The organism is Rhizobium bangladeshense (assembly GCF_017357245.1).
In the GTDB taxonomy this organism is placed as follows: Bacteria; Pseudomonadota; Alphaproteobacteria; order Rhizobiales; family Rhizobiaceae; genus Rhizobium; species Rhizobium bangladeshense.
In genome coordinates, this window is sequence record NZ_CP071612.1 from 393376 (window position 1) to 410854 (window position 17479).

The 17479-nt window shown below is 62.2% G+C and carries 16 protein-coding genes and 1 pseudogene; 9 read left to right on the forward strand and 8 right to left on the reverse strand.

The annotated features are described in order from the left end of the window. Nucleotides 1-63 precede the first annotated feature (63 nt). Nucleotides 64-2346 carry an NADP-dependent malic enzyme gene (locus tag J2J98_RS01925; protein ID WP_138394286.1) on the forward strand — a complete coding sequence of 761 codons (2283 nt, stop codon included), beginning with the start codon at nt 64-66 and terminating at the stop codon, nt 2344-2346. Between the two features lie 268 nt (nt 2347-2614). On the opposite strand, the gene olsB is transcribed toward J2J98_RS01925, so the two are convergent. From olsB to J2J98_RS01950, 5 genes are all read right to left on the reverse strand, one after another. Continuing rightward, nucleotides 2615-3493, reverse strand: coding sequence for a l-ornithine N(alpha)-acyltransferase (gene olsB / locus J2J98_RS01930; protein WP_064707770.1), 879 nt, complete (start codon nt 3491-3493; stop codon nt 2615-2617). Nucleotides 3494-3601: 108 nt separating this feature from the next. Continuing rightward, nucleotides 3602-5881, reverse strand: a complete 2280-nt coding sequence (locus tag J2J98_RS01935) for a PAS domain-containing hybrid sensor histidine kinase/response regulator (RefSeq protein ID WP_207602214.1) — start codon at nt 5879-5881, stop codon at nt 3602-3604. A gap of 55 nt (nt 5882-5936) precedes the next feature. After that, nucleotides 5937-6440, reverse strand: coding sequence for a signal peptidase II (gene lspA / locus J2J98_RS01940; RefSeq protein WP_064711757.1), 504 nt, complete (start codon nt 6438-6440; stop codon nt 5937-5939). Then, nucleotides 6437-7297: a TrmH family RNA methyltransferase gene (locus J2J98_RS01945; protein ID WP_207602215.1), complete on the reverse strand. Its 861-nt coding sequence runs from the start codon at nt 7295-7297 to the stop codon at nt 6437-6439. Before J2J98_RS01945 ends, lspA begins: the two co-directional genes overlap by 4 nt. Then, nucleotides 7294-8388, reverse strand: a complete 1095-nt coding sequence (locus tag J2J98_RS01950; RefSeq protein ID WP_207602216.1) for a class I SAM-dependent methyltransferase — start codon at nt 8386-8388, stop codon at nt 7294-7296. The genes J2J98_RS01945 and J2J98_RS01950 overlap by 4 nt, the downstream gene beginning before the upstream one ends. 354 nt (nt 8389-8742) lie before the next feature. Here J2J98_RS01950 and J2J98_RS01955 point away from each other — a divergent pair, with 354 nt between their 5' ends. Both J2J98_RS01955 and J2J98_RS01960 read left to right on the forward strand, forming a co-directional pair. Further along, nucleotides 8743-9198, forward strand: coding sequence for an SRPBCC family protein (locus J2J98_RS01955; protein ID WP_207602217.1), 456 nt, complete (start codon nt 8743-8745; stop codon nt 9196-9198). Between the two features lie 62 nt (nt 9199-9260). Continuing rightward, on the forward strand, nt 9261-9695 hold the full coding sequence (locus J2J98_RS01960) for a GNAT family N-acetyltransferase (RefSeq protein ID WP_207602218.1): 435 nt from the start codon (nt 9261-9263) through the stop codon (nt 9693-9695). Between the two features lie 20 nt (nt 9696-9715). Here J2J98_RS01960 and J2J98_RS01965 read toward each other — a convergent pair whose 3' ends face one another. The 3 genes from J2J98_RS01965 to sppA form a co-directional block, all read right to left on the reverse strand. Further along, the gene (locus tag J2J98_RS01965) at nt 9716-10048 is read right to left on the reverse strand and encodes a LapA family protein (RefSeq protein ID WP_064707777.1); all 333 of its coding nucleotides are present in this window, start codon (nt 10046-10048) and stop codon (nt 9716-9718) included. 201 nt (nt 10049-10249) lie between these two features. After that, on the reverse strand, nt 10250-10549 hold the full coding sequence (locus tag J2J98_RS01970; protein ID WP_003544934.1) for an integration host factor subunit beta: 300 nt from the start codon (nt 10547-10549) through the stop codon (nt 10250-10252). A gap of 29 nt (nt 10550-10578) precedes the next feature. Further along, nucleotides 10579-11529 carry a signal peptide peptidase SppA gene (gene sppA, locus J2J98_RS01975; RefSeq protein WP_064707778.1) on the reverse strand — a complete coding sequence of 317 codons (951 nt, stop codon included), beginning with the start codon at nt 11527-11529 and terminating at the stop codon, nt 10579-10581. Nucleotides 11530-11753: 224 nt separating this feature from the next. Between sppA and lptC the strand changes: the two genes are divergently transcribed. The 6 genes and pseudogenes from lptC to hpf all read left to right on the forward strand — a co-directional run bounded on the left by lptC (nt 11754) and on the right by hpf (nt 17448). After that, the gene (gene lptC, locus J2J98_RS01980; protein WP_064707779.1) at nt 11754-12419 is read left to right on the forward strand and encodes an LPS export ABC transporter periplasmic protein LptC; all 666 of its coding nucleotides are present in this window, start codon (nt 11754-11756) and stop codon (nt 12417-12419) included. A 15-nt stretch (nt 12420-12434) separates the two neighbouring features. Further along, the gene (locus tag J2J98_RS01985; protein WP_064707780.1) at nt 12435-13067 is read left to right on the forward strand and encodes an LptA/OstA family protein; all 633 of its coding nucleotides are present in this window, start codon (nt 12435-12437) and stop codon (nt 13065-13067) included. Nucleotides 13068-13143: 76 nt separating this feature from the next. Then, nucleotides 13144-13881: pseudogene (gene lptB / locus J2J98_RS01990) on the forward strand (LPS export ABC transporter ATP-binding protein); the annotation flags it as partial. Nucleotides 13882-14025: 144 nt separating this feature from the next. Further along, complete coding sequence (rpoN, locus tag J2J98_RS01995) at nt 14026-15585, forward strand: RNA polymerase factor sigma-54 (protein WP_064707782.1); 1560 nt, start codon at nt 14026-14028, stop codon at nt 15583-15585. A gap of 88 nt (nt 15586-15673) precedes the next feature. Continuing rightward, on the forward strand, nt 15674-16579 hold the full coding sequence (locus J2J98_RS02000; RefSeq protein WP_207602219.1) for a DMT family transporter: 906 nt from the start codon (nt 15674-15676) through the stop codon (nt 16577-16579). A gap of 293 nt (nt 16580-16872) precedes the next feature. Further along, complete coding sequence (gene hpf / locus J2J98_RS02005) at nt 16873-17448, forward strand: ribosome hibernation-promoting factor, HPF/YfiA family (RefSeq protein ID WP_003570772.1); 576 nt, start codon at nt 16873-16875, stop codon at nt 17446-17448. Nucleotides 17449-17479 lie beyond the last annotated feature (31 nt).

A 17479-nucleotide genomic window follows, 5' to 3' on the forward strand; every position in this document is an offset into this window, starting at 1 on the left:
GCTATAGATGACAACTGCATTTGAGGAAGAGCGAAGCGTCGCCCACAGGACGTTGGAGGATTTATGCCCGATATCAACAAGAAGGACCGGCCGGTGACCTCGGTGACCGATCAGGAGGCGCTCGACTTTCACGCCATGGGCCGCCCCGGCAAGCTGGAGATCAATCCGACGAAGCCGATGGCGACGCAGCGCGACCTCTCGCTCGCCTATTCCCCTGGCGTCGCCGTCCCGGTCAAGGCGATCGCCGCCGATCCGCAGACCGCCTATGACTATACGGCGCGCGGCAATATGGTCGCCGTCATATCAAACGGCACGGCGATCCTTGGCCTCGGCAATCTTGGCGCACTCGCCTCCAAGCCCGTCATGGAGGGCAAATCGGTGCTCTTCAAGCGCTTCGCCGACGTCGATTCCATCGACCTCGAGATCGAGACGGAAAATGTCGACGAATTCATCAACTGCGTGCGCTTCCTCGGCCCCTCCTTCGGCGGCATCAATCTCGAGGATATCAAGGCGCCGGATTGTTTCGTCATCGAAAGCCGGCTGCGCGAGCTGATGGACATTCCCGTTTTTCATGACGACCAGCATGGCACGGCGATCATCGCCGCCGCCGGCCTGATCAATGCGCTGGAACTGACCGGCCGTGACCTTAAGACGACGAAGCTCGTCTGCAACGGCGCGGGCGCCGCGGCGATCGCCTGCGTCGAATTGATCAAGGCGATGGGCTTTGCGCCCGAAAATATCATCCTCTGCGACACAAAGGGCGTCATCTACCAAGGCCGCACCGAGGGCATGAACCAGTGGAAATCGGCGCACGCGGCAAAGACCGATGCGCGCACGCTGGAGGAGGCGATGAACGGTGCCGATGTCATCTTCGGCCTGTCGCAGAAAGGCGCCCTCTCAGCCAAGATGATCCGCTCGATGGCCGACCGGCCGATCATCTTCGCCATGGCCAATCCCGATCCCGAGATCACGCCGGAGGAGGTCGCCCGCATCCGGGACGACGCCATCATGGCGACGGGCCGCTCGGACTACCCCAACCAGGTCAACAACGTCCTCGGCTTTCCCTATATCTTCCGCGGCGCCCTCGATGTGCGCGCCTCCACCATCAACGACGCAATGAAGATCGCCGCCGTCAAGGCGCTGGCAAACCTTGCCCGTGAGGACGTGCCGGATGACGTGGTCGCCGCCTATCAGGGCAACCGGCCGCGTTTCGGGCCGCAATATATCATCCCTGTTCCCTTCGATCCGCGTCTGATCTCGGCAATTCCGGTCGCCGTCGCGCAAGCTGCGATCGAAAGCGGCGTCGCCCGCAAGGTCATCACCGACATGGCCGGTTATGCCCGCGAGCTTTCGGCGCGCCGCGATCCGATCGCCTCGACGCTTGCCAGCCTCTACGAGCGTGTCCGTCGCCGCCCGAAGCGGATCGTCTTTGCCGAGGCGGAGGAGGAACAGGTGCTGCGCGCTGCCATGTCCTATGCCAACCAGCAGCTCGGCACCGCCATCCTGCTCGGCCGCGAGGATCTGATCCAGGCGACGGCGGAGCGCGCCGGGATCGATCTCAACCGGCCCGGATTCGAGATCGTCAATGCCCGCATCTCGACCCGCGTCGAGGCTTATATCGACTATCTCTATGCCAGGCTGCAGCGTCACGGTTACCTCCACCGCGACGCCCAGCGGCTGATCCACAACGATCGCAACCACTTCGCCGCGACGATGGTGGCGCTCGGGGACGCCGACGGCATGGTGACGGGGATCACCCGCAACTATTCGACGGCGCTCGAGGATGTGCGCCGCTGCATCGACGCGAAGCCCGGCCATCGCGTCATCGGTGTGTCGCTGGCGCTCTGCCGCGGCCGCACGGTTTTCGTCGCCGATACGGCTGTGCACGACATGCCGACCGCCGAAGAGCTTGCCGATATCGCCGAAGAGGCCGCGGGCCTCGCGCGGCGCATGGGATATCAGCCGCGCGTCGCCATGCTTGCCTATTCCACCTTCGGCCATCCCTCGGGCGAACGCTCCGAGCGGGTGCGCGAAGCGGTCAAGATCCTCGATCGGCGGCGCGTCGATTTTGAATATGACGGCGAGATGGCCGCCGACGTCGCCCTGAACCGCAAGGTAATGGAGCAATATCCCTTCTGCCGGCTCTCCGGCCCCGCCAACGTGCTCGTCATGCCGGCCTTCCACTCGGCATCGATCTCGACCAAGATGCTGCAGGAACTCGGCGGCTCCACCGTGATCGGCCCGATCCTCGTCGGCTTGGACAAGCCGGTGCAGATCACCTCGATGGGCGCCAAGGATTCCGACATCGTCAACATGGCGGCGATCGCCGCCTATGGCGGTTCGTAGAGGGCTATCACGCCCGCATAGGGGACAGTGTTCTGTGCCTGGCAGATCGGCGAGATCAGCCCCTCATCCGGCTGCCGCCACCTTCGCACGGCGAACGGGGCGAGGTGATATGCCGCGGCCTTTCCGTCCCCATCCATGTCTGGTGTGGCGGTCCCCTCGTCTCGTTTGGGGGGCCGAAGGACAGTACGAGACCCGTGGCTCTACCCGGGCAAGTGTTAGGGTGAGGGGTAGCCGTTGCCCTTTACCAGACGGTAGTGCGACGAAGCGATCAGCTTGCAAAGCGGCCGGCGTCGGCGCCGTAGTAGTTCAGGTAGCGGTCGGAAATGCTGGAAATCGGCAGCACGATCAGCACGTCGGTCGTGTTAAAGGCATGGTCGATGACCGCGCTGGAGCCGACCATCGCACCAAGTCGAAGATAGCCCTTGATCAGCGGAGGCAGGGCCATCAGCGCCCGCTTCGGGTTGACGGCCTCGGCCGGCATCAGATCCATGTTGCGGGCGAGATGCGGCAGCGCGCCGACCGCCCATTCGTCCTTCGCCAGCACATTGTGGTAGAGGAAGGACAGCGCCAGCGCGTGGCTTTCGAGATAGACGCCGGGGAACGAGGCGCAGCCGAACATCGCGCTCATGCCGTGCTTCAGCGCATAAGCCCAGTTGCCCTGCCACAGAAGCTCGACGGTGCGTTTGGTGCGGTATTCCGGCAGCACGCAGGAACGTCCGAGCTCCATGAAACGCTTGTCGGGATGCCTGGCGAGCAGGCTTTCGATCTCGAATTCGGAAGCCGAGTAAAAACCCCCATTGGCGGTGGCCACATCCTGGCGCAGCAGTCGATAGGTGCCGACGATCTGGTCTTCCGGATCGCCCTCGAGCGAACGGTCGAGAACGAGAAGATGGTCGCAGAACGCATCATAGGCATCGAAATCGCGTTCGCGGCGCATGGCCTCCGGCGGCAGTTGCGCCTTCATTTCTTCGACGAAGACGCGGTAGCGCACGGCCTGCGCCGCATCGATCTCGCGTGCCGTGCGGGCAAGGCGGGTTTCCAGATTGCCGATCCGGCCGAGGATGTCGCCGTCCTTCTGCCCGGCAGCCGTCGACGGCCGTGCAGTCTCTGCGGTGACGTCACGATTCAGAATGTCAATGGAGGACATGGCGATTCTCCCGTTGCCGGCTTATCGACGCCATAAAACACTTCTGTACGACAGGAAAGTGACATATTGCATTTGCCGGCGCAACAAGCCTGTCGGTTCGGCGGCGCCTTACCGCGCCTCTGCCCGGCGGGCGGAAAGCGCTGCGACCGCCTGAACTTCCGTCAGCAGCCGCACCGGGTCCACCGGTTTCACCATGACGCGGTTGGCGCCGTTGAGCAAGACCTGGCGGCGCGATTCGTCGCTCTTGTCGGCGGTGAGTACGATCACCGGCACCGGGTCAAGATCAAGACGCCTTTCGTGGCCGCGCAGCCGCCCCAGCATGTCGATGCCGTTGCCGCCGGGCATCGACAGATCGCTAATGATGATGTCAGGCCGCTCATTTACCTCGCCGAGGGCGCAATCGAGCAGCGTCTCGAAATCTTCGACGTGATGCACCTTGTGTCCGCCCTTTTCGAGCATGACGCGCACCAGCATTGCATTGATCGGATCGTCCTCTCCGAGCAGAATGCGCAGGCCGTGTGCAGCAACCAGCGTCTCGGCCATGGGCGGGCCCAAGCCCGGCTGATTGTCGTTCAACGCGTCGCGCTTCTCCATGCCGCGCATGCGCCCGCGCAGCACATCGATCAACGACTGTTCCCGCAGAGGCCGGATGAGCCAGGCATCGAACAGGTCGAGCGGGTGGGCGCTGCGCTCTTCCGGATTGACGAGCAGAACCTTGCGCAGCCCGAGGGCGGCGATTTCGGCGCGGTCGGCGAGATGAGCCGAAAACTCCGCCGACATGCGATGGTCGACGATGATATCGGTCGGCCGCCGGCCGCCGGTCGCCATGCCGAGCAGCCTTGCCCGTGCCGTCTCGCCGTCCGCAACGAGCTGGCAGATGCCGCCGAGCGCGGTGATCGTCTCGGCGATGGCGGTGCGCGCCGCACCTGCCGGCGCCAAGAGCACGACGCTGTTGCCGGCAAGCAGCGTGTTTCGCCGGTCGGGCCGCTCGCTGCCGATGTCGACGGGGAAGCGGATCGAAAATGTGCTGCCCAGTCCCTTTTCGCTGGCAACCGTCAATGCGCCGCCGAATTCGCGCATGATGCGGGCGGAGATGGCAAGGCCGAGCCCGGTGCCGCTGCTCTTGTCGGCAATGGTGCCGCCCTGCTCGAACTCGCCGAAAACGCGCGCCTGCTCCTCCGCCGTCATGCCGGGACCGCTATCGGCCACGGTGATCAAAAGGTCGCCTGCGTCGAGCAGGACGCGGATGAAGACGCCGCCGGCCTGGGTGAACTTCACTGCATTGCCGATGACGTTGAACAGAACCTGGCGCAGCCGCGCCGCATCGAAGCTCATATTCTCCGGCACGTCGGACGACACCGTGGCGCCGATCTCGATACCCTTTTCATGCGCACGGTGGGCGAGCATTTCGACGACACTTTCCAGGAGCTTCCGCAGCGATTCCGAGCGCGGATGCAGCTCGAAGCGTCCGACTTCGATGGTGGAAAAATCGAGCAGGTCCTCGACGAGCTGCGTCAGCGCGTGGCCGGATTGGCGGATGCTCGCGAGATAATTCTGCTGCTCCTGCGTCAGCCGCGTCTCGGCAATCAGGTGCGTCATGCCGAGGATGCCCGATAGCGGCGTGCGCACTTCGTGGCTGACGGTGGCTAGCAGCCTGGATTTGGCGGCGCTGTTATATTCGGCCTTCTGGCGAGCCTCCTCGCGGCTCTGCGCGATCAGCCGCTCTTCGGTGACGTCGCGGGCAACGCTCTGCAGCAGCAGGCGGCCATTGGCGGGATCGCGGGTCACGACGTCACGCCAGAGGAAGATGCGCTGACCTTCCGGTGTCGAAATCTCGACATCGTAACAATGCGGGACGGGGCCGGGCCGGAAGGCGAGGCCGATCTCCTCGCAGGTGCGTCCTTCCGGACGCAGCCGTCCGGTCAGGCGGCGAAACGTGTCGTTGGCGGAGATGATGCGCCGGTCCATGCTGCGGCTGACGGTGATGTCGCCGAGCACGTCGTGCACATCGGCAAACAGCTTTGCGCCGTCGTTCCACTCCGGCCGGGTCTGGCGGCCGGACCTGATTGATCTCCGACGGCGAACCATCAGGACGGCGTAGCTGGCGATGACCGCGAGGCCGAGAACGACAAGGCCGCCTGAGAGCAGCAGCGGGTCGCCGGCATGAGCAAGCAGCATGAGGATCGTCGCGGCAAGGAGGCCGGCGCCGCCCAGCCAGTAGAACAGGAGGCGCCGTGTCGGGGCCGCTCCTTGACGCTCATCGGTTTCCGCAGGTGCCGCTGTGCGCGGTCGCGGGGAGGGCTGCCCCATCCGCTCCTCAAGCGGCTTGGCGACGGGTCCGCCGAAGGCGGCGGACAATCTTTCCTGCAACTGTCCCAGGCTCTGCATGCTATCTGCCTAACATGAGGCCCGTTCCGAATGCCTTCAGGAATTCGATAAGATTTTAGCGGCCGGCCTTTTTCGGCAGCAGCAGCTCCTCGAGAATGACGCAGCCGGCGCCAATGGTAATGAAACTGTCGGCGAGATTGAACACCGCGAAGGACCAGTTTTCGGTGTAGAACAGGATGTAGTCGATCACATGCCCGTAGGCGAAGCGGTCGACAAGATTGCCGATCGCGCCGGCAATGATCAGCGCATAGCCGAGATGGGCGAGCCAGCGGTCTTTTGCCGTGCGGTACCACAGCCAGATGACGAAGGCGACGATGACGAGCCGCATCCCGACGATGAACCAGCCGTCCATGCCAGATAGCATCGAAAAGGCGACGCCGAGATTATAGGTGCGGTAGAGCGCCAGCATCGGAACGACGGGAACGGCTTGCTGCAGCGGCAGATAGTGATCGACGGCGATCTTGACGGCCTGGTCGATGAGAACGGCGAAGAAGATGAAGAAGAGGATCGGCGCCGGGCGAGAAAACAGCGCGGGGCGTGCATGCGTCGGTTCGGTCATTTGCCCTCGGTAAGTGAGAGGAGATGGCGGCGCGCCTCGAAAAGCATGACAGCGGTGGCGACGGCGAGGTTCAGCGAATCGGCGCGGCCCTGCTGCGGAATGCGGGCAAGCGCATCGGCGTCTCCGGCAAGCTGGTCCGGCAGCCCGGATTGTTCGTTGCCCATCAGGAGCACTGTGGGCTTCCTCCGATAGTCGATCGTACGGTAGTCGACCGCGCCGGCCAGATGGGTGGCGACGACGGAAACGCCGGCCGACTTCCGCCAGGCCAGGAATTCCTCCGGCGTCGCCCGCGCCACGGGAACGGCGAACACCGAGCCCATGGTCGCCCGCACGGTTTCAAGCGAGAAGGGATCGGTCGTCTCGCCGATCAGAATGATACCGGACGCGCCGGCGGCATCGGCCGTGCGGATGATGGTGCCGAGATTGCCAGGGTCGCGCACCCGGTCGAGCGCCACCCACGTCTCGCCCTCCTGCAGCCGGACGCCCCTAAGCGGCGTCCAGCGTTGCTCGAAGATGCCGATGACCATTTGCGGGTTGTCGCGCCGGGTGATCGAAGCGATCACTTTTTCGCTGACTTCGAGCACCAGACCGCCCGATGCGACGGTCTTGGCCGCCATCTGCTCGACCAGCGGCTTGCCCTTGGCGGCCTTGGCATAGACCAGCGTTCGGATCGTCCAGCCGAGCTCGATCGCATCGATGACAAGCTTCAGCCCTTCGGCGAGGAAAGTTCCGCTTTCCTCCCGCGACTTCTTGTTCGTCAGCGCCTTAATATCCTTGATGATCGGATTGGCGAGCGAGGTGACTTCCTTCACCTGGCCGACCCTGCGCGGTCCCTGATCGTGGAAATCCTTGGTCATTTCGGCACCCAGCGGGAAAAGAGGGAGGTGGAAAGCGCGCGGCCCGGCGTCTTGCCGTCGAGGCCAGCCTCGCGAATGACCAGCTCGCCGGATTCGACCGCGCCGCCGGCGCCGCGCATCGTTTCGCGCATCAGCTCGTGGATAGAATAGAAGCTGGCGCGGATCGAATAGGCCGTGAGCACCAGGCCGGCCGCCTTCGGGGAGAGAATTTCGCGGCAGACATCGAGCATCAGCGGCAGATGCTCGAACAGATGCCATACTTCGCCATTCGGGCCGCGGCCGAATTTCGGCGGATCGGTGAGGATGATGTCGTAATGGCTGCCGCGGCGCTCCTCGCGCAGGATGAATTTCATCGCATCCTCGCAGATCCAGCGGATCGGCAGCTTCTCCATGTGCCCGAGCGCCTGGTTCTCACGCGCCCATCCGATCGCCTTCTTCGACGCGTCGACATGGGTGACCTCGGCGCCGGCTGCGGCGGCGACCAGCGAAGCGACGCCGGTATAACCGAAGAGATTGAGTACCTTCAGCGGCCTGCCCGCCTTTTCGACCGCCTCTTTCATCCAGCTCCAGTGGACGATCTGCTCGGGGAAGACGCCGACATGTCGGAACGAGGTGAAGCGGCCGAGGAAATCGACGCCGAGCAGATTGAGCGGCCAGGTCTCCCCGAGTGCGGCCTTCGGGAAGCGCCAGCGGCCGGTGCCTTCCTCATCGGGATCGCCGGTGAAGACGGCATCGACCTTCTCCCAGATTTGGGGCGCCAGCGAAGGCCGCCACAGCGCCTGCGCTTCCGGGCGAATGATGCGATAGGGGCCGTATTGCTCCAGCTTTTGGCCGTCGCCGCTGTCGATCAGGTGGAAATCGCCGGCGCCGAGTGATTCGAGAATGACAGGCACGCGTTCCACCGGTCGCTCGCCGGTGCGGGTCATCAACAAACGCCCGGCTGCGACAGGGGCTAAAGCCTCGCGCGCCGACCCGCGAGCAGCGGCAGGCGCGACCGGCTTCGGCGGCCGGCCGGCCCGAGCGTCCCTCCGGCCCTCACCGGCGGGGGCTGATGTCTTCTTCTGGCCCGGCCGGCTCTCTCTCTGTTTCAACGTGCTCTTCCGCGTCTCTTTCGGGGTGGCGTGATAGGGCTGCGTCCTCGGCAGGACCTGGAATTATGCAGTAGCCCAGAAAACCGTACCGGATCAACTGCGCAGGGGCGCGGGCTTTATTTCAAACTCCGGAGGCCTGCGCGCGCAACCGATTGTCACTACATAGCTGTGGCCGGCGGCGAAGGTACGGAAGCGCAGCGGATGCGAACCGCGGCCCAGGATGAGGACGTTGGACTTGTAGCACCCTCCAATTCCACGCACCGGATCGCAAGCCGGCCGGATATCATTTTCTCACGCCTTGGCAAAAGGCTTTCCCCTTGGGATAAATCGACCGAATCGAGATAGGACCATCGAATGGATTTCACCGGCGAAGAACTGATCGCCGCGCCGCGGGACCTCGTCTGGGCAGCGCTCAACGATCCCGAAATCATGCGCGGCTGCATCCCGGGCTGCCAGCGCATCGAGCGGCTGTCGCCAGACGCTTTCGAGGCTACGATCAAAGTGAAGTTCAGTCTGCTGTCCGCCACTTTCCATGGGCTGCTGACGCTGTCCAATGTCGATGCGCCGAAGAGCTATACGCTGTCGGCGGAAGGCAAGGGCGGCATTGCCGGCTTCGCCAGGGGCAGCGCCGATATCGTGCTCGAGGAGAGGGGCGACGAGACCATCCTGTATTACCGCGCCAGGGCCGAGCTCGGCGGCAAGCTCGCACAGCTCGGCGCGCGTCTGCTCGATTCGACTTCGCAGAAGCTCGCCGTGGGGTTCTTTTCGGATTTCAACGCCGCCGTCGTCGCGAAGGCTGCGACCGGCTGAATGCCGCCGAGCGCCTCGGCTTTAGGCTTGGCGCGGGCAGGAACCTTTGTTATCCCGGCATCATGACATGGAACATCAGGCCGCCGCGGGCGGAAGACCAGGAAATGCTCGCGGATATCTATCTTTCCGTGCGGCGCCAGACATTCGTCTGGGTCGATCCCGGCAAATTCCACCGCGAGGATTTTTCCGCTCATACCAATGGTGAGACGATCTTCGTCTGCGACCATGCCGATGGCGGCCTTGCCGGCTTCCTGTCACTCTGGCCGGAGGACGATTTCATCCACATGCTCTATATAAGGCCGGAATTCCAGGGTCTCGGCGCCGGCACGGCCCTGCTGCAGGCGCTGCCGGAATGGCCGCAACATAAGTACCGGCTGAAATGCCTGGTGAAGAACCGGCGCGCGAAGGCCTTCTACCTTTCCCGCGGTTTTGCGGTGACCGGCAACGGCGCCTCGCCGGAAGGTGATTATGAGGAGCTGAGCTTCCACCCGGTTTGACGCGCCTGTGAAAGGCAATCTTACCGCGACGGCAATTGGCTGGCGATGTCTTCTGCACGGGTCCTGTGGCGGTCGGCCTCGCCCTGCCAGCGAATGGCTTCCTTGGCCTCGGTACGGGCGCGCTTGCGGTGTTTTCCCTGGCTGAACCAGGTGGCGGCCGAGCCGATCAGCATGCCCGATATCAGCGCGATGAACAGGAAGACGAAGAAGGGCGCGGAGACCGCGAGCACCGGGTCGTCTGGCCGGAACGGATTGAAGGCGAGCGTGACGCTCTGTCGGTTGGCGACGCAGAAGACGATGAGGATGACGCCGAGCGGCAGCAGAATCAAAAGGTTGACGATCTTCTTGGCCATTTCAGGTCTCCACGCTTGCGCCTGTTATACCGGGCGCGTTCCTGCGCCAGCGCCACGCATGCAACATGCGCAAAGGACGCTGTAGCAGTTGAATCCACGCATCGAGACAAAATGGATGATCATCTCGGCTCGACACGCCAGCAGAATAGAAAAACAGCCCTTAAGTTCAAGTGCGGTTTCGCCGCAGGCAGCTTGCGCCGCTCAATCCTCTTCGTCGGCTTGGCCGGGATTGAGCCGCTCGCGCAGTTCCTTGCCGGTTTTGAAAAAGGGCACCCATTTCTCCTCGACGAAGACGGTATCGCCGGTACGCGGGTTGCGGCCGGAGCGGGAGGGGCGGTTCTTGACCGAAAACGCGCCGAAGCCGCGTAATTCGACGCGGTTGCCCGCAGCCAGTGCATCGGTGATCTCGTCGAGAACCGCGTTGACGATATTTTCGACGTCGCGATGATAGAGATGCGGGTTGCGTGCCGCAACAATCTGCACCAATTCGGACTTGATCACAGTCGCCCCCTTAAATTATTGATTTCTTATCAATCGCGGCCAACCTGCCAAACTGAAAGCAGCCCGTCAAGAAGCAACTTTGGGGGCAGGATTCCATTGATATCCTGGCCTTTGACGAGATCGTCATAACCGAGGATCGTAATCAACCGCGAAACAGCCCCGGCGAGCAGAAAGGGCGTATTGTCCTTCTTGTCCCAATCCACCATCGGCAGATCGGCGTCGACGCCGCGCGATTTGAGATAGGAGCGGATTTCTGCCTCGCCGCCGATCGTATCGACGAGCTTTGCCGTGAGCGCCTGCCGGCCGGTATAGATCGTGCCGTCGGCGAGCTTCAGCACCTCCTCGCGGGGCAGCTTGCGCCGGTCAGCGACGAGGTCGACGAACCAGTTATAGCTGTCGATCACCATGTTGCGGATCATTGCCTTGGCTTCCTCGCTTGCCTCGTGGAAGGGCGAGGGCTCGGCCTTGAGCGGCGAGGATTTGATCTCCTGCAGAGATACGCCGATCTTGTCGAGCAGCGGCTGGATCTGCGGATACTGGAAGATGACGCCGATCGAGCCGGTGATCGAGCTGTCACCGGCAATTATGGTATCGCCGGCGGTGGCGACCATGTAGCCGGCGGAGGCGGCCAGCGTGCGCACGTCGGAGACGACGGGCTTCTTGGCTGATATCGCACGGATCGCCTTGAAGACTTTTTCGCCGCCGTAGGTCGTGCCGCCGGGCGAGGAGATCGAAATCACCGCAGCCTTCACGTGATCGCTGGTCTCGACCTTCTTCAGCCGCTCCAGAAGCTCGTCGTCATCGACGATCAGCCCCGATATCGTCACATGGGCGATATGCGGGCTTGCCGTGCCGGCTTCGCCGAGGGCGAAGCGGTAAAAGGCAACACCGAGCGCCACGATGAGGGCGGCCGCGACGATGCGCCAGAAGCCGAGCTTGCGGCGCAGCCGCCGGCGATCCGCGATGATCGAACTGTCCATAGAAACCTCCAGCGCTGGCCCGGCGTCGGCGTGACGCCGATGGATCCGGTAAAATTGATGGCAGCGGCGCGTACGAAAGCCACTTTTTGATGTTTTTCCGTTTTGTTGCTTGTTGCAGAAAAAATTCCATATTGGCAAGCCAATGTAATAATGCGAAACGAACTGTGATTGCTGGCCGCTTTGTTGCGTAGCCGAGGCAAATCACCGTACATGGAACGAGACCTATGCTCGATACCCTGAAGAACAACGGACATGCCGCTTATGCGGGCTCCGGCAGGAGCCCCTATGGCGACGCGTTGTTCCATTCCGCCCGCGTGCGGAGACTGAAGATTTTGCTGCCATTGGCCGCCCTCATCGTCGCCGGCGCCCTCGCGACGGTGGCTTTGGTGAGCCTGTACCTGCCCGAAAACGTCAAGTTCGAAGGCGCCAAGATCGAGAACGGTAAGGTCGTGATGGAAAAGCCGGCAATTGCCGGTCGCAACTCCGACGGCGTCAATTATTCTATGCTTGCCGAAAGGGCGCTGCAAGACATCCGCAATCCCGATCTCATTACCCTCGAGACCATCAAGGCCGCCGTGCCGATGAATGACGGGCTGATTGCCCGCGTCGTCGCTTCGACCGCCGATTACAATCGCGCCACCGACAATCTGCATATGACGGCTCCCTTCACCTTGGTGCTGAGCAGCGGCCTGAACGCGCAGTTCCAGTCCGCCCGGCTCGACATCAAGGGCGGCAACATGCGCAGCGACGACCCCGTGACCATCACAAAGGACAATGCTTCCATTGTTGCGAAGAGGCTGGAGATAACCGATAAGGGGCGGGTGATCACATTCGAGGGGAATGTTCGCATGAATGTCGATCCATCCACCATCCATAAACAGGGCACTTAACCAGCCGGGTCACCCATGACAAAAGATTGTCGCATTTCAGCTTGCAAGACTGGCATAGCATTCGTTGCCGGCGCATTTGCCCTTATTCTGACGGCCTCGGGCGCGGGCGCGCAGTCGACGACCATGTCGGGAATGAAGCTTTCCAACGACCAGCCGATCCAGATCGAAAGCGACAAGCTGGAGATCCACGACCAGGAGCACACGGCTCTTTTCACCGGCAATGTTAAGGTCGTCCAGGGCACGACCACGCTGCAGTCCGGCAAGATGACGGTCTACTACAAGGACAAGGCGGCAAAGCCCGGCGGCGGCGCGGCGGCGCAACCCGAAGCAAAGCCGGAGCAGTCGGCCTCGCTGGCATCGGGAAGCGCCGATATCGACAGGATCCTGGTGACCGACAAGGTCTATCTGGTATCGGGCACGCAGACGGCGACTGCCGACGACGGCAGTTTCGACATGGCCTCGCAGACATTCGTCCTCACAGCCGATCAGGGAAACAAGGTGATTTTGTCGGACGGGCCGAATGTCTTCACTGGCTGCAAGCTGACCGTTCATATGCAAACCGGGCGGGCGCAGCTTGAAAGCTGCGGCGGGCGTGTCCAGATTCAGCTCGATCCGAAATCGCAGCCGAACGCGCAGAAGCAGAACTGAACCGGCCTCCCACGTGAAATTATCATCGCTATCAACCATGTTCGGCAGGCCTGAGCCACAAGCTATGGGTGCCGCCGACAAGAGCCGCTATCAGGGAACGTTGATCGCCCGTGGTCTGACGAAGACCTATGCGACGCGCCGCGTCGTCAACGGCGTCTCCCTGGTGGTGCGTCGCGGCGAAGCCGTCGGCCTGCTCGGCCCGAACGGTGCCGGCAAGACGACCTGCTTCTACATGATCACCGGTCTGGTGCCGGTGGATGAAGGCACGATCGAGATCGATGGAAACGATGTCACGACCATGCCGATGTACCGCCGCTCGCGCCTCGGCGTCGGTTATCTGCCGCAGGAGGCCTCGATCTTTCGCGGGCTGACGGTGGAAGAAAATATCCGCGCCGTCCTCGAGGTGCATGTCAAGGACAAGGCCGAGCGCGAGCAGAAGCTGAACGAGCTGCTGGAAGAGTTTCATATCCAGAAGCTGCGCAAGAGCGCGGCCGTCGCCCTTTCCGGCGGCGAACGCCGCCGCCTCGAAATTGCGCGAGCGCTTGCAACCGACCCGACCTTCATGCTGCTCGACGAGCCCTTCGCCGGTGTCGACCCGATTTCGGTCGCCGATATCCAGAACCTCGTGCACCATCTGACGGCGCGCGGCATCGGTGTTCTCATTACCGACCACAATGTGCGTGAGACGCTCGGTCTCATCGACCGCGCCTATATCATCCATGCCGGTGAGGTGCTCACCCACGGCCGAGCGAACGATATCGTCAACAATCCGGAAGTGCGCCGGCTCTATCTCGGCGACAATTTCAGCCTCTGATCCCTCACATATTCACCTTGCCGCGTAGTTCCGCTTGACCAAATGAGATAAAAAAGCAATTTTTGGGCCAACTGGATTTCCGTGGCCTGAAGCGTTTATCGGACGCGGTTTCCCGGAGGAATCGAGGGGAGTTTCGCGTCCGTCATGGCACTGTCCGCCAATCTATTCCTGCGCCAGAGCCAGTCCCTGGTCATGACACCGCAACTGATGCAGTCCATCCAGTTGCTGCAGATGACGCATTTCGAGCTCACCCAGTTCATCGCGCAGGAAGTGGAGAAGAACCCGCTGCTCGAATTTCCGTCGAATGACGGAGAGGCGAGCGACGAACGGGCGGCTATCGAGGACGAGCAGTTCGGTCATTCGCCGGAGGACGCGGGCTCGGACGACGGCGCCGACAATCGCGCCGAGGCGCTGTCGAGCGACTGGTACGACACCGGCGGCAGCGAAAGCACCAGCAGGCTGAACGACGAGCTCGATGCCAATTACACCAATGTCTTTCCCGATGACGGTGGCCCGCAGCGCCTCGACGCACCGGAACTCGTCGGTCAGTGGAAGTCGATGCCGGGCAGCGCCGACGGCGTCGATTACGACCTCGACGATTTTGTCGCCGGCCAGGTGTCGCTGCGCGATCATCTCGCTCAGCAGATCCCCTTCGTCCTGCCCGATATGAGCGACCGGCTGATCGCCCAGAATTTTGTCGATCAGCTCGATGATGCCGGTTACATCCAGGTCGATCTTGGCGAGACCGGCGAGCGGCTCGGCACAAGCCTCACCCAGGTCGAACACGTGCTTGCCGCCCTCCAGACGCTCGATCCGCCGGGCGTTTTCGCGCGCAGCCTCGCCGAATGCCTGGCGATCCAGCTCAGGCAGAAGGACCGCTACGACCCTGCCATGCAGGCGCTGGTCGAAAATCTCGAACTGCTGGCGCGGCGTGACTTCGCCACGCTGAAGCGCCTCTGCGGCGTTGATGAGGAAGATCTTCTCGACATGCTCGGCGAGATCCGCCAGCTCAACCCGAAGCCCGGCAGCGGTTTCGAGACGGGTGTTTCCGAAGCGATCATGCCCGATGTCGTCGTCAGGCCCTCCTCGGACGGTGGCTGGCTGGTCGAGCTCAATCCCGATACGCTGCCGCGGGTGCTGGTCAACCAGTCCTATTTTTCCCGGGTGACCAGGAACGGCGAGGATCATGCCTTCCTTTCCGAATGCCTGCAGAGCGCCAACTGGCTCACCCGCAGCCTCGATCAGCGGGCAAAGACCATCATGAAGGTGGCAAGCGAAATCGTCCGCCAGCAGGACGCCTTCCTGCTGCACGGCGTCGACCACCTGCGGCCTCTGAACTTGAAGACAGTGGCCGAGGCGATCAAGATGCATGAATCCACCGTCAGCCGCGTCACCTCGAACAAATATATGCTGACGCCGCGCGGCCTCTTCGAGCTCAAATATTTTTTCACCGTATCGATCGGCGCAGTCGAGGGCGGCGACAGCCATTCCGCCGAGGCCGTGCGTCACAAGATCCGCACGCTGATCATGCAGGAGAGCCCGGACGCTGTGCTCTCCGATGACGATATCGTCGACATGCTGAAGAAGGGCGGCATCGATCTCGCCCGCCGCACGGTGGCCAAATACCGGGAGGCGATGAACATCGCTTCCTCGGTCCAGCGCCGCCGTGAGAAGCGGGCGCTCGCCAAGGTCGCAGGCTTCTGACGCGGCAGGATGCTTCGACCCTTATCGAAGCATCCGCTCGGCAAATTCGGCTATTTCTCGGGTGTCTTGAACGAATATCGATGTGCCCATGACGCCTGAAAATCCGAACCTTGCCAGAGAACTTGTCCTGCTTCTGGTGCTGGCGACCCTCTGGGGTTCTTCCTACACCTTTATCAAGATCGGGGTCGAAACGATCCCGCCGGTGACGTTGATTGCGGTGCGCACATTGATCGCCGGCGCGATTCTGCTCGCCGTGCTTCGCCATCGGCATGTCCGCCTCCCGAGCGATCGCGCGACATGGCGCCTGTTTGTCGTTCAGGCCTGCTTGAACAGCGTCATTCCTTTTACGCTGATCGCCTGGGCGGAGCAGTCCGTCGATGCCGGACTGGCTGTAATCCTGAATTCGGCGACGCCGATCTTCACCTTCCTGCTGACAGTATCGATGACCCGCCATGAGCAGGTGGCGGTACGAAAGCTCTTCGGCGTCGTGGCCGGGCTTGCCGGCATCTGCCTCGTCGTCGGCGTCGAAGCGCTCGGCGGTCTTGGCGAAAGCCTTATGGCGCAGCTTGCCATCATCCTGGCGACCATCTGTTATGCAGGTGCCGCGATTTTCAGCAAGAACTTCAGAGGCCTCGATCCTGGCGTGCCGGCGGCCGGGTCGTTGATCTCGGGCGCGGTCATTCTGATGCCCATCAGCCTCGTCGTCGACCGGCCCTGGGCGCTCGATCCCTCGGCCGCATCGGTGCTGGTGCTGCTTGCCCTGTCCGCCTTTTCGACGGCGCTTGCCTTTACGATCTATTTCCGCCTCGTTCAGACGCTGGGTTCGGTCGGGACCACATCGCAAGCCTATCTCCGGGTGCCGATCGGCGTTGCGATCGGTATCGCCTTTCTCGGCGAAAGGCTGAGCCCGACGGCCTGGATCGGACTGATCTGCGTTATTCTCGGTGTCATCGCCATGACAGTGCCGCGCACAACGCAGACGCGAAGCGCGTGAGGGCATGCGTAATCATATTCGCTGAAATGCGCTTTTCATAAGGGGTTTGCTGCACTTTCTGCGAGCGCGCCCGATGCCGAATCGACGCCCTATTGACTTTTTGGTAACCTCTGGCTAGAAGCCCGCCGCAATCGGCGCCGTGAACGGCGTTTTGAAGTTATCCCCATCATCCCAAGGGCACCGAGGACCCGTAGGCCTACGCCGATCTTGCTTGAGATTGCGCGAAGTGCTTGGATGAACCCGAGGCTTGGCGTAAACTGATACCCGCAAACGACCATAAGAAGGGAAACTCCATGAGTGTGCGTGTATCCGGGAAACATATGGAAATTGGTGAATCCTTCCGTCAAAAGATCGAGGACCAAATTGGTATGGCCATCACGAAATACTTCGATGGGGGGTATTCCGGCCAGGTCACCGTCGAAAAGGCGAGTTCTCGTTTCTCGGCAGACTGCAAGCTTCATCTCGACAGCGGGGTGGTGCTTCATGCCGCCGGCGAAGCGACGGATCCGCAGCTCGCTTTTGACGCCGCTTCCGAGCGCATCGAGAAGCGCCTGCGCCGCTACAAGCGCAAGCTGAAGGACCATCATGCCGGAAACCACCTGAATGGTTTTGCAGAAGTCTCCTACACGGTCATGGACTCCGTTCCTGATCACGAGGATGAAATTCCTGACGATTTCGCCCCGGCAATCGTCGCTGAAAGCACGAAGCAGCTGAAGACCATGTCCGTCGCCACCGCCGTGATGGCGCTTGATATGACCGACGAGCCGCTTCTCCTGTTCCGCAGCCCCGGCAAGGAACATTTGAATATCGTTTACCGTCGGCATGACGGAAATATTGGCTGGATCGATTCGGCCAATATCAAAGGCTGAGATCAGGGTGGTGAGCGGCGGTATCGCCGCC